The 14090-nt window shown below is 38.7% G+C and carries 9 protein-coding genes; 3 read left to right on the top strand and 6 right to left on the bottom strand.

The genetic code is table 11. The features are described 5' to 3' along the window. Positions 1 to 131 precede the first annotated feature (131 nt). Entirely contained in the window at positions 132 to 1961 is a 1830-nt protein-coding gene (locus TW85_RS13955; RefSeq protein ID WP_046017756.1) for an ATP-dependent helicase, read from the bottom strand. Then, positions 1951 to 3708, bottom strand: a complete 1758-nt coding sequence (locus TW85_RS13960) for an AAA family ATPase (RefSeq protein WP_202904864.1) — start codon at positions 3706 to 3708, stop codon at positions 1951 to 1953. Before TW85_RS13960 ends, TW85_RS13955 begins: the two co-directional genes overlap by 11 nt. A gap of 889 nt (positions 3709 to 4597) precedes the next feature. Between TW85_RS13960 and codB the strand changes: the two genes are divergently transcribed. Then, positions 4598 to 5848 (top strand): cytosine permease, encoded by a 1251-nt coding sequence (codB, locus tag TW85_RS13965; protein WP_238326218.1) that lies wholly within the window; start codon positions 4598 to 4600, stop codon positions 5846 to 5848. Between the two features lie 16 nt (positions 5849 to 5864). Here codB and rarD read toward each other — a convergent pair whose 3' ends face one another. The 4 genes from rarD to TW85_RS13985 all read right to left on the bottom strand — a co-directional run bounded on the left by rarD (position 5865) and on the right by TW85_RS13985 (position 11292). Continuing rightward, the gene (gene rarD, locus TW85_RS13970; RefSeq protein ID WP_046017758.1) at positions 5865 to 6761 is read right to left on the bottom strand and encodes an EamA family transporter RarD; all 897 of its coding nucleotides are present in this window, start codon (positions 6759 to 6761) and stop codon (positions 5865 to 5867) included. Positions 6762 to 6996: 235 nt separating this feature from the next. Continuing rightward, a complete protein-coding gene (locus TW85_RS13975) occupies positions 6997 to 7725 on the bottom strand; it encodes a 3'-5' exonuclease (RefSeq protein ID WP_046017759.1) in 729 nt (242 codons plus the stop codon). Further along, positions 7725 to 9596, bottom strand: a complete 1872-nt coding sequence (locus TW85_RS13980; protein WP_052702210.1) for a putative nucleotidyltransferase substrate binding domain-containing protein — start codon at positions 9594 to 9596, stop codon at positions 7725 to 7727. The genes TW85_RS13975 and TW85_RS13980 overlap by 1 nt, the downstream gene beginning before the upstream one ends. Before the next feature lie 112 nt (positions 9597 to 9708). Continuing rightward, positions 9709 to 11292 carry a BCCT family transporter gene (locus tag TW85_RS13985; protein ID WP_046017760.1) on the bottom strand — a complete coding sequence of 528 codons (1584 nt, stop codon included), beginning with the start codon at positions 11290 to 11292 and terminating at the stop codon, positions 9709 to 9711. A 733-nt stretch (positions 11293 to 12025) separates the two neighbouring features. On the opposite strand from TW85_RS13985, the gene TW85_RS13990 reads away from it, so the two are divergent. Then, positions 12026 to 12865, top strand: coding sequence for a MoxR family ATPase (locus tag TW85_RS13990; RefSeq protein WP_046017761.1), 840 nt, complete (start codon positions 12026 to 12028; stop codon positions 12863 to 12865). A 29-nt stretch (positions 12866 to 12894) separates the two neighbouring features. Further along, positions 12895 to 14079 (top strand): VWA domain-containing protein, encoded by a 1185-nt coding sequence (locus tag TW85_RS13995; protein WP_046017762.1) that lies wholly within the window; start codon positions 12895 to 12897, stop codon positions 14077 to 14079. Positions 14080 to 14090: the final 11 nt, after the last annotated feature.

Here is a 14090-nt window from a genome sequence, read left to right on the forward strand (position 1 = left end):
GGGAGCGTCCATATATGTCCTGATAAAATTCGCCACACAGAAAAGTACGCGCCTTTTAATAGAAATAAGGTCAAATTGGCGTGCCTGTTCCGATAAAACTTGATCTCAATAAAGCCACGATTAGAGCCCTCTTAAGAGTTTAGTTTTTTATCTAATTCATCTAAAAAAATACTTTGCCCGTAATTCATTTTATACCTACTTCTGGTATAAAAATGTTCCGACTTGAAAAAGTGAACATCATATTTAGCTCTTGTTAGAGCTACAAAGAAAAGCCGTCTCTTCTCTTGAAGTTCTTTATCTTCAGGATAGTACCAAGCTTTTTCTCTAGGGTTATAAACCAACCTTGGAAAAACTCCATTATCTAATCCTATAGCGATAACAACGTCATATTCACAACCTTTGCTAGAGTGATATGTTATAAGGTTGAGCTTGTCTGATTGATTCCTATTATCTCCAAGCATCTGTAGGTTTATGTTGTGAAGAGCTCCATTGTCTTTCAATGAACTTTGCATTTTCAAAACTTCATTGAAATCATCCTTTGTTCTAGGCTCACCAATAAATACTGAAAAGTGATCACTAATCATCTTGCACACAAAAGCGCCTGGGGTAATCAAATGAGATATGTTTTTGGAACTCCATAAAAACTTGACGAAATTAAGGGTAGCTGAATCTATATCATCAATAAAGTTACGAGTAAGCAAAGTATAGGACTTTATTAGATCATTTAAACAAATACTCTTACCTTGTTCCTTCCAGTCAAATGTAATCCAAGACGCGCAGTCTTCAATGAAATTTGTCATTGGATTTTTTCTGTATGGAGCGTTATTATCTACTCGGTTGTAAAACAAACCTTTTTCTGATGCTTTTTGTGCAACTATATCGCCTATTTTTGCGTCTGGGTATAATATTGCGACGTCACTAAGTGTTCTCTCCTCCAACACATCTACGCAATCTAGTGCCTTTTCTAGTGCCTGCTCAACTTGCTCTTCTAGCCCATTAGGGCATAAATGGTAATCAATAGTTGCAACTCTATTCTGGTTATGTGCAACAACTCCTTTATTAGTACCCACGAAACCATCCGAAAGATTAACTATATTTTGAGCTGAACGATAGTTAAGTTTCATTTCTACTTTATCAAAATCACTACGTTCACTTAGGCTTAAAAGTAATTCTGGATGGGCCCCTGTAAATCCATAAATAGATTGATCAACATCGCCTACAGCTATTACTTTTACGCCATGATCAACTAGTAATAATACTATTTCATGTAATGGTTTTCCTAAATCCTGATACTCGTCTATGACAATAATTGGAAACTTTGCTTTCAGAATATCCCTTATCCACGCATAATCTTTTATCATCTTTCGAGAGATTAAAATTAGATCATCAAAGTCTACTAAGCCAGCACTTCGTAAAAACTGCTCATAGTTTGTGACTAAATTAGCATACAGAATATCATTACTATCAAAAGATTCGTCACGTTCAAGATAGGACATTCTATAGTTTGTCATAGTTGCGAAGCTGCAATATTTTGCTGCATCACCTATATAAGCTTTAGCAGATTCAAAACTATCGTTTCGTTGTTTTTCATTGGCAATTGAATATGAAACGGGTAATTCCGACTCAATCAGGTGTGCTAATGGGGACACTATTTGACTTAAACAAAAGCTGTGTACCGTCCCGACATATAAATTTTCATTTGAAGATATACCAATTTTTTTAAACCTCTGTTGTAATTCCCTACAACATTGACGACTATATGTTATACATGCAACCTTCTGATAGTCATTGATTTCTTCATCAAGAATTTTCGCGACCTTTAATACTAAAGTTTTTGTTTTACCACTTCCTGGTCCAGCAATAACAGCACAATTAGTATTAGAGTCATAGGCAGCCTTTTGACCCAACTCATTTAATTGAAGAGCTTCGGTTTTATATAAACTAGCTACATTACGTTGCATTAGTAATATACTCAAAAGACGAAATAATATATTGAGGACACTGCCCATCAGGTAGTCTGTGACTCAGCCTCTTAGCAAAGCGACCTTTACCAATTTCTTGTATGTACCTTAGTAATGCTGGCATATCTACAGTCGTTTGATTATTTTTCCAACTTTCAATAATTGGTCCAACACGTTGCCTCTCCCCATGCTCTTCTAACAAAATATCGCATATGATAGTTTTTAAGACTGGCGAGCTGATTAATTCAGTTTCAAGAGTCTGAATGTTCGTGAAAATACCTTGAGCCTGACCTATTGAGATGATCGTAGCTTCAGGGTTTACGCCTTCTCGATAAGTAGGAAGAATCAATTCTAATAGCTTATCAATTCTTGTTATTCCCAAAGGAACAGGTAGGTTTAAAGGGTCTCGATCTGTAATAATCGTAAATGGTGTTCCAATGCTATTTAAAAACTTTACATACGGTGCAAAGTTTGTACCTGCAACTGAACATATTGAAATGCCCTTTTTATCTAGTTCATAACCTAGCTTATTTGCTAACTCTGGTATTAAAAACTCCTCAGCATCTCCTTCGACTAAAATAACTCCTCGAGCGAAAAGCATCTCTCCTTTTGTTACAGTCAAATATCTGCTCATATCTTCAATATCATTTGGACTTAAAGTTGAGTTTGCTAAAGAATAGCCCGCAGTTGAGCGTTGAGCACCAGTCGTGTGTTCTTTAAACACAATTAATGATTGTAATGGTGCGGAACTAGCTATATGTGGGGAGTGTGTTGTTAATATAGTATTTAGATTTGCTTCTGAATTATAAAAATAGTCAAACAATAGCCTTTGGATATGAGGATGTAAGTGCGCTTCAGGTTCTTCAATTGCTAAAAAAGTAAACTCTTGTTCACCTTGTTGAATCGAATGCTGCAACTTAAGTAACTTTAAAGTCAAAAATAGTATATTTGAGCTCCCAGTACTAGCTTGACTTACTGTCCTAAGTCCTGCATCTATCAATAATTGCAATGATCTAACGAGTTTATTTATGTCCTGTGGTGCTAACTTCAAACTAACCTGTGTAACATGATTAGTACCAACAATAGTTTCAAGCATATTGTTTATGTTAACAGCTATATTATCGATACTAGGAACGCCATCAAGTGCTCCTTGTGTTTGTTCAAATCCTGCGGCTATAGAAACCTTTTGTTGTTCAGTTAAGTTCTTACTGACATCATCTAAAAAAGCTCTTATTGGTGAGCGATTACTATTTTTGAGCTCTCTTTCACAATCTCTCAAAGCATGAAAAAGCTCCATTTGTAAACATCGTCGAAAGGTACGAGGAATAAGGTTTTCGGTATTATTTCCAAGATAAGTAATGTATTCGTAGTCATTAATAGTAAGATTTTCGACTCCACCACGAGGCTTAAACTCATATGTAATTCTTGCAGTGTGCGTTGCAACATTAACTAGCCCATCGGCTAACACCGACAACATCGTTTCAGAGCTATTAATATTATCAATATCTATAGATACTTTAATTGTGTTCCCAATTTTATTCACTCCTAAGCCATCCCAAAAGTCATCAACATTGAGAAATCGTTCTAATTCTGACAAAGAAGGATCAAGTATCAGTCTAAGGGCAAAAAGAAAATTACTTTTACCAACTTTATTTTCCCCAACAACAACCATATTCCTATTAGTAATAATTTCAAAATTTTGAAAATTTCTGAAGTTCTCTATTTTGACTCTTGATATATGTATCAATTAAAACTCCTTTTTTATATCCCAAACTGATTTTTAGTAGGTTTATTTATGATATTCAGAAGATGAACAAGTCACGATAGACTGATTCAAACTAACATCTATGAACACCCCCACTTTTTGCAAGCAAAAACATCTTCTGAAAAGTAAGGTTTTACAGCCACCTATTCGAATTTTAAATGAGGGCTTTTACCTCAGACCCTGATGATTTTCACTAACTTGGCTCTAATCATTTGAACGTTTACTGAAGGAACATTATTAGTTCAAAATCGCCAAGTTACGGAATAAGCTGTATTGCCATCAACTTTTATACTTAGCAAAGCTGAGTCTCATATTTATTCATTAATAAACCGTTAATTTGTGATTCAGTTGTACCAATAAAAGCTTACGAGCGGACTCTCTACATCACTTCAACAACCCGTAATCTAGAACTAAAACCACACCTTACGCACATAATGGAAAATAATCTTACTCAGTTTTTTCCACATTTCAATCATATTTAGTCTCGTCAATTAAACAATTAGTACAACTATAACAACAACTTATATTAGAAAAACTCAATTACATGCAAGTTCAGTTCTATAGGAAACCCATCTTTATAAACCTATTCAAAAACCATAAGTATTACAGGACATTTCACCACTACTCTTATTCACTTTTTAGCTTGGCTCTTTTTATGCGGCTCTTCTATCTACTTGCGAGCTTATTTGGTACTTAAGAATGGATGAGGAATAGTTTGAAACAAGACCGCTATTTTAAAAGCCTCTTCTTTTAAAAGCCCCTTATTTTAAAAGACCGCTAACGCCCTAACCTAAAAAGGGGATTTCTGCATATTGCTTGCAACCCTTTTCACTTTGTACGAATCTAGTTTAAACACAATATGGATAGTGACATGTTCTCAAATAATGACTTCCCCTTAAGCCCTGTGCCTTTCGATCAACGCAAGGGCTTTGTCTCAATGACGAGCGTATTGTTAGGTTTCACCTTTTTTACTGCAACCATGTGGGCTGGGGGAAAACTAGGCTCATCCTTTAGTTTTTATGAGCTTATTGGTCTCATTGTTATTGGTAACTTGTTACTGGGTAGTTACGCTGCAAGCCTAGGTTATATTGCCTATCGTACTGGTCTTAATACTGTTCTTCTTAGTCGTTATTGCTTTGGTAACCAAGGTAGTAAGCTTGTCGACCTCATACTTGGTTTTACCCAAATAGGTTGGTACGCCTGGGGCACGGCCACCATTGCTATTGTACTTGTTGAATTACTCAATTTATCTCAAAGCCTTACTCTGCCATTAATGCTTTTCTTTGGATTCGCTTTTTGTCTCACTGCTCTCATTGGCTATCGAGGCTTAGAAATTTTATCTAAGATATCTGTCCCTGCCATGCTCTTTTTCATTGGTTTAAGCCTCTTTCAAGGGGCGATTGATATAGGTGGAATAGAGGCACTAATCAGTCAAACGCCCGAACAGAGCTTAAGCTATTCAGCTGCAATTACTTTGGTATTTGGTACCTTTGTTAGTGGTGCAACTCAAGCCACCAATTGGAGTCGCTTCTCAAAGTCTGGGAAAATTGCGATTACAAGTACCCTATTGGCATTCTTTATAGGCAATGGTTTGATGGTGTTTATTGGAGCCTTTGGTAGTTTAGTTTACCAGCAAGCAGATATGGTCGATGTGCTTGTTAGCCAAGGGTTTATACTGATTGCTGTCTTGATGTTATTTAGCAATATTTGGACAACCCAAGATAATACCATTTATAACTTTGCCGCTGCTGGCTGCCATTTATTGCGAACTAAGCAAAGAAGCCGAGTTATTCTAGCCGGAGCAGGCATAGGCACACTACTCGCTGTATTTGGTATGTATGAATTCCTCATTCCCTTTTTGATTCTATTAGGCACCTTCATTCCACCTATCGGCGCTATTATTATCACCGACTTCTGGCTTAAGCGTCGTCACGATATGCTTAGTTTTGAAGATGTCACCTTCTCAAAGGTAAATTATGTTGGACTTATAGCTTATTCGATAGGGTCTGGTGCCGCTTACTTAAGCGAATGGGTTGCACCTATTATTGGTATTTTCGTCGCTGCTATCAGCTATGGTTTATTGGACCTGCTATTAAGAAAGCAGGTCCAGATAGAGGCCTAAACTATTAAGGCCTAAGTTAATGATTGGCGGGTTTATGGCGTTTTGAATCTCGTCTTACTGAATCAAAACCATAAAGCAGTAGGCCGATCCAAATAAAGGTAAAGGTTAGCGCCTTAGCTGGCTCTAGTTCTTCGCCATAAACAAAGATCGCCAACCCTAGAATCATGGTTGGTCCAATGTATTGCATAAAACCTAAGGTCGAGAGCTTGACTGTTTTAGAGGCAAGCGAAAATAGTAATAAAGGCAGTGTTGTCACAGGGCCAGCAAGCATAAATAGCATCCAAGTCGTTAACTCTCGCTCCGCGACATTACCACCAGCATTGTACAAGTAGCCCATAATGATAAAGGCAATTGGCATGAGAAGACTAGTTTCAACAAATAAAGAGGTAAAACTGTCTGTCGGTGTTTTCTTATGGCAAAGACCATAAAAACCAAACGACAAGGCTAAGAGTATCGAAATCCAAGGTAAATAACCTAAAGCGACAACCTGTATACCTACCCCTATTACAGCCAATCCTAAAGCGATAAGTTGAACTCTATTCAGGCGCTCACTCAAAAAGAAATAAGCCAATATGACACTAATAAGCGGATTAATATAATAGCCTAAGCTTGCATCTATCATCCTATCTGTTGCGATAGCATAGATAAAAACAGACCAATTCACCCCGATTAAAAAGGTAGTGGCTAACAAGGTTTTAACGGTTTTACTTGAAGCAAGTGCGCTTTTTACGTTGCCCCACTTACCCATAAATGTAATCACGATCGCTAACAGAGCAACAGACCAAATAACCCTATTCGCCACAATATCCAGTGGATTTTCATCTGCCATCCACTTGAAGTAAATAGGTGTTATCCCCCATAAAATATAGGCAGACAGAGCAGGCACTATGCCTTTATTCACCGACGTATTCATAATGTCCCTATGATTTGAAACGAATAGAAAGATTCTAGTAAGCAGTTATTTCCTAACCTAAGAAATAAGTCAGGGAAAAATGGATTGTAAAACAAGGTTCAGATTGAGCCAAGTGTATTTACATTGCAGGTTAACCTCTTAGAAGATTAAGTGTCTTATTTTTAAGACACTTAATCTAGAGGCTTTTATCCACACGCTGAAGCAGGAGGACTTATTCGCAAGTTCCCTAGCGAGTTCAACTCCAATAGTCTGCTAGCGGTTTATCTGCATCAAGATGATGGGCAATTTGCGCTTGTAACAATTCAGCGGATGAGAAAGCATCGGTTAGGGCATGATGGGCTTTATATCTAGGAAGGCCATATCTTTGACGACAGGCATCTAAACGTACAGACGTATTTGCGGTGAAAATTCGCTTTAACAAAGACCTTTGTTTGAGCACTTTTTGTTCGATTGCCAAAGTATCTAAAATGGGAAAGAATAAATCTTGTCCGTATAGTTTTTTGGCCGCCTGATAAAGAAACTGCCTTTCAATTGCAGCACAATGTACCACGACAACCTTCCCTGCCATTGCCTCTAAAATTGACTCAAAGTAACGGCTTAAAGGCGGTGCTTGTTCCACATCTGAATGTGTTAATTCATGGATAGTAATGGATTCGGCAGACAGTCTAGCGCCAGGATTAACCACCCAATATTGAGCACTGGCACATTTCACCCGCTTAGTACTCATGGTCACAGACCCCACACTCACTATAGTGTCTTTTTGACTTCGAAGCCCAGTGGTTTCAAGGTCTAAAGCTAGCATGGGAGAGTCTGCAAGCTTAGTATCAAGTGCAGGTACTCCCGCTTGATAAAAACGCTTTAGCGGCCCTTCGGGTAAGGTTTGTGCTTGAGTTAAATAGTAATCATGCCAATCAAAGGCCTGATTACTATCTTGTCTAAAATTATCGTACAGCTTGGCTAACATTAGGAACGCTCACCTGCATAACGAAACTTAATAAACTCTTGCTGGCGCGATACGACATGAAAGGCATCCCTTAAATTACGCCTTTCAAGGCTAGATAAATGCTCTGGGTTAACATGGTTATTCGGTGTTAAGCCTTGATCAATCTGTTCGGTTTGATGCCGTATTCTCACCATGCTGATAAGCTCTAATGCCATGGCTAAGTCACGTGCTCGACCTTCTTGAAGAATACCGGCCGCTTCAATATCTTGCAGTCGCTCCATGGTATTAAGTTTACGACTACCACAGGCTAAAGCATGAACTCGAACAATATCAATAATGGGCGCTATGCCCCTTTCTTTTAGGTTAAATGTTTTAGACTGTTTACCACTTCCATCAAGTACAAACTGCCTAAAGAAACCCAAAGGCGGCTTTCTCTGGTTAGCATTGCGAGACATATGAGATAAGAAGCGTCTATGCTGTTGAGTCTGTAAGTGAATATGGTCTGTTAATTGTCTTGCTAATGATTGCTCACCATACACACAGCGCAAATCAAAAAAGATAGAGCTTCTTAACAAGGCTTCAGGTTTAGGGTTTTGAATCCAATCGCTAAAGTAGCTTTTCCATTGTGACAAAGGTTGGCGCCACAAAGTATTGCTGGCCATAATATCGCCCGTACAAAGTGGATAACCACACTGATCTAAACTCTGACATAACCAATCAGCAAGGGTTTTAAAATACTCCCCATGCACTTCCTCATCATAATCATCCGATAAGATAAAGGCATTGTCTTGATCTGTGCTGATCGTTTGCTCTTCTCTAGCTTGAGAACCTAGTGCAATAAAACAAAAGGGAATAGGCGCTGGGCCAAATTTCTTCTCAGCCAGCTGCAATAAGCGTTCAATGAAGGTAGTACCTATTCGGGACAAGGCATTGCCTATCATGACACTGTTGGCATCAGCATGAACCAATTGGGTAAAGGTATGGGTCATTTTACGGCTGATAGCCTGTAACGCACTCACGTCTTGCTGTTTAAAGATGTCACTGATGAGATACATACTACCGTGGCTTTCTTTTTGCACTATATCCCCGGTACTTATTACCCCTATGGCTTTGCCATTTTTAGTAATAGGTAAATGGTGAACATTTTGAGCCATCATTTTCATCACAGCTTCTGAGGCAAAGTCACCACTGTCCAATGTAATTGGATCTTCTGTCATGATGACCTTTACGGATTCATCATAACTTAGGCCTTTGGCTATCACTCGGGTTCTTAGGTCTCTGTCGGTTACTATGCCGACCAACTCTTCCTCATGGGTAATCAGTAAACTTGAAACACGCTTATCCGCCATTCTTTGTGCCGCTTGTTGAATGCTGACATCATCTTCGATACTAATCGGTGGGCGTCTTAATAAGCTTTTTACAGGGCATGTCATTAAGGAGACATCTTGATTAGAGTTTTGGTTTTGCGCCTCTATGGCTGTGCGCAAACGGTTCTCTCTAATCAGCTCAAAAAAGTCTGAAAAGATATCGTATTCTACATAAAGTTTTTTAAACCAATGAGCAGGAATGAGGTAAAACAAACAGTCTTCAATTGCTTTGATTTCCTGACTGACTTTACCATCACGTAGTAGGGATAAATAACCGAAAAGCTCCCCCTCTTCCATGCGCCTTAGTAACTGATCTTTGGTTGATAAAACTTCAACCGCACCACTTCGAATAAAATAAAGGTGCTCGTTAATGGTATTGGGTACGATAATGGACTCGCCATTTCGTACATATTGAATTTCAATTTCATGGACCATCTGCTCTATCAGCTCAGGCTCTTGCATTTCACTAAAGGGCGGATACTGATTTAAGGCATCCAACATCTCTGTTAATTCCACTTCCATCATACTTCTTCACCACCTAGCTTAAACAATCAAGCATATTTATACAGATCTAAAATAAATAAAGCGATGTATGAAGCCATACACCGCTTTATTAGAGCAACATGTTTAAAGCGTATTACTTAACCAGGTGCAAATCAGATTGCAGACCCTTATACAAGCTGACACACATCACCAACATTAACACGGAGAATGGTAAGCCAATTGTAATCGCTGCGGCTTGGATCGCGGATAACGCTTCTGATCCACCACCAATAAGCAAGGCAATTGCGATAATACCTTCTAATACAGCCCAGAAAACGCGCTGAATCATAGGTGCATCTGTTTTACCACCTGCTGTGATGCCATCAATAACTAATGAACCAGAGTCAGAAGAGGTAACAAAGAAGACAAGTACTAATACAATACCAACAAATGAGATCAAACCAGTCAGAGGTAAATGCTCAAACATTTGGAACATAGCAAGTGACGCATCAGAAATGCCGTTTGCTAATTCGCCTACACCGTTATTCACTTGATCGATTGCAGAACCACCAAAGATTGCCATCCAGATTAGAGAGACAAACGTAGGTACTAACAATACAGCAACTAAGAATTCACGTACGGTACGGCCGCGAGAAACGCGAGCGATAAACATACCAACAAATGGCGCCCAAGAAACCCACCAAGCCCAATAGAATACAGTCCAACCATGGAAGAAGGTTTGGTCTTCACGGCCAATCCAGCTACTTAGTGGAATAATGTTTTCAACATAGCCTAGGAAGATGGTTCCCATTGAACCAAAGATAGCGCCCGTATTTGCGACAACCAATACAAACAAAGCCAATGCGGCAGCAATCATAATATTGATGTTACTCAATAATTTAACACCACCTTCTAACCCTCTAGCAACAGAAACGATTGCCACAGCAGTGACAACTAAAATCACGATAATTTGAGTCGTAAGCGTGTTAGGTACATCAAATAAGAAGTTAAGACCACTGGTTGCCTGTTGAGCACCTAGACCAAGTGATGTTGCCAAACCAAAGATGGTAGCAATCACGGCCAGTACATCAATAAAGTGACCAATCACACCCCATACTTTTTCGCCTAGTAGCGGATAAAAAGCAGAACGTATGGTTAAAGGTAGCCCTTTGTTATAAGCAAAAAATGCTAGGGATAATGCGACAACACCGTAAATAGCCCAAGGGTGAAGACCCCAGTGGAACATGGTTGCACCCATTGCTAGCTGTTCACCACCTGGTGTTCTTGCTTCAACATTCAAAGGTGTGCCATACCAACCGGTATAATAAGCCACTGGCTCAGCAACACTCCAAAACATTAGGCCTATGCCCATACCCGCTGCAAATAACATAGAGAACCATGTCAGAGTTGAGTGCTCAGGTTTTGCTTCTGTGCCCCCTAAACGGATTTTACTCACTGGTAATACAATTAATGCTAAGCAGAATAATACAAAAATATTACCACTTATCATAAACAGCCAATCAAAGTTATTAATTGACCACCCTCTAGCACCGACTAATATTTCTTTCGCATCAGCGGGAAATAAAATGGTACCTAAAATAAAAGCAAAAATAATAAACGCACTGCTCATGAATACAGGGTTAAGGAAATCCAACCCCATCACTTGCACATTGTCCTGACCTACTTTATACGCCGTACTATACTCTGCTCTACCATTACTGGATTCTTTCAGCTTCATTTTGTTGGCTTCCTATTAATTATAATTATATGTTGCACTAGAAAGTATTATAAAATTAACCTAGCGCAATTGTTCTTTTAACGTCACCGAATGTCCCTTGGTAGTCCAACATTAGTGATTTAGGCGCTCTATTTAGTGTGTCGAAATATGCAATTTAATACCTATTAGCATTTAGTGAAACTAAATAGCCTTTCATTAAGATTTAACTCTATTTTTAAGAGAAGAAACTTTGATAGATATTAAAGACATGAGGTTACGACACCTTAATAGTCGTTTCACCTGAAGCTAAGTGTATCATTTATCAGGCTTTATAAGGAGTTTGAATCTTCTATAAAGAATGTATATGAGGTTTGATTAAATAATAGGCATAAAAAAACCCAGAGCATAAATGCTCTGGGTTTGCTTGAAACAAATTGTATAAGCAAAAGGGAATTTAAAACAAAGAGAAATCAAGTAAAAAGTTGCTTCACTTAATATAGGATTATTATAAAAAAATAATGCCAGACTTAATAGAAGTTGACCGGTCGTTCCAACTTCTAATCTCTTTATTTGCACATTCGTTCAGTTTTTCATCTTAGCCAATTCAGCCAAATAACAATTTCAAATATCTACCCTTCGAAATATGCATTATTGGTATTTCACAACTTTTGTGGGATGATTCTGTTTAAATGAAATCACTTACACTTATTGTTAGCCTAGCTAACTAGGTGAGCTAATACATTAGGGGTTATCCGTGAAATTTGAAGGTACTAAAAACTACGTTGCCAGCGAGTCTCTTAAACTGGCAGTTCATGCAGCCATGTTGTTAGAAAAACCACTTTTGATCAAAGGTGAGCCAGGCACAGGTAAAACCATGTTGGCCCAAGAGCTGGCAGATTCTCTTGGCACAGAATTGATTCAGTGGCATATAAAGTCAACAACTAAAGCTCAACAAGGCTTATACGAATATGATGCAGTATCTCGCCTTAGAGATAGCCAGCTCGGCGATGAAAAAGTCCATGACATCGCCAACTATATTGTTAAGGGAAAAATGTGGCAGTCATTTGATGCTGACGTACGCCCAGTACTGCTTATCGATGAGATAGATAAAGCTGACATTGAATTTCCAAACGACTTATTACTTGAGTTAGATAAGATGGAATTCCATGTGTACGAAACTCAAGAAAGAATCGTAGCTAAGCAAAGACCTATTGTTATCATTACATCGAACAATGAAAAAGAACTACCTGATGCCTTTTTAAGACGCTGCTTTTTCCACTATATCGACTTTCCAAATAAAGACGAAATGCAGCAAATTATAGAAGTACATCACCCTCACATTAAGCAAGATCTACTAACAACGGCTTTAGAAGTTTTTTTCCAATTACGTGAACTACCACACTTAAAGAAAAAGCCTTCCACTAGTGAGTTGCTCGATTGGCTAAAACTACTCATCGCCGAAGATATCGAACCAGAAGTACTTAGAGACAAAAGCAATAAAGGTGGCTTAGTTCCTCTCTTTGGTGCCCTACTTAAAAATGAGCAAGATGTCAGCCTGCTACAGAAACTCGCATTTATGAGTAAACGTCGTTAGTTAATGCTTCATGTTGGAGATATTGCATCATGCTGATTGAATTCTTTTTAACACTGCGAAAATACCGGCTAAAAACCAGTATTCGTGAATTGTTAGATCTCATTAATGCACTTAAAAATCAGGCTATCTTCGCGGATATTGATGCCTTTTACTTTTTGGCCAGAACCGTCTTAGTCAAAGATGAAACTCAATACGATAGATTTGATAAAGCCTTTGCTGACTATTTTAGTGGCATTCAAGACTTAGATGTTCTCTCTGCTCTAAAACAGGCTTATCAAATTCCTGAAGATTGGCTTAGAAAAGAGTTCGAGAAAAACTTAAGTCCAGAAGAAAAGGCCAAAATTGAAGCCATGGGCGGCCTAGATAAGCTGATGGAAACCCTGAAAAAGCGTTTTGAAGAACAAAAGGAACGCCATGCAGGTGGCAGTAAGTGGATAGGAACGGGCGGCACCTCTCCTTTTGGATCTGGTGGCTACAACCCAGAAGGGGTTCGTATTGGCGAAGATCAGCCAAGACAAAGAAAAGCGGTAAAAGTCTGGCAACAAAGACAATACAAAAACTTGGATGCGAATACAGAAATCAGTAGTCGCACTATGAAATTGGCCCTTAAAAAACTACGACGCTTTGCCCGTACGGGTGCCAGTGAAAAGCTCGATTTAAACGGCACCATTAGTGCGACAGCAAAACAAGGCGGCATGCTTGATGTTCATATGGAGCCAGAGCGACATAATGCGGTAAAAGTATTAATGTTTTTTGATATTGGCGGTTCAATGGATGATTACATTAAAACCTGTGAGGAGCTTTTCAGCGCAGCCCATAGCGAATTTAAGCACCTTTCCTTTTTTTATTTCCATAATTGTTTGTACGAGCATGTCTGGGAAGACAACATTAGACGCCGCAGTGAATCAATCGATACCATGAGTTTAATTAATCGCTTTGGCCGCGACTATAAAGTGATCTTTGTAGGCGATGCCACTATGGGACCCTATGAAATTGATGCGCCAGGCGGCAGTGTGGAACATTGGAATCAGGAATCTGGCTCCAGTTGGCTTAATAAGATAACCAATCATTTTGATAATGTGGTTTGGCTAAATCCACAACCTGAAGAGCATTGGTCCTATCATTACTCAATTGGCATGATGAAGTCTTTGATGAAGGATAAAATGTACCCTTTAACCTTGGATGGTATTGGCCGCGCCATAAAAGAGCTTTAGACTCAAAACTT

This window comes from Marinomonas sp. S3726 (assembly GCF_000967665.1).
Lineage (GTDB): Bacteria > Pseudomonadota > Gammaproteobacteria > Pseudomonadales > Marinomonadaceae > Marinomonas.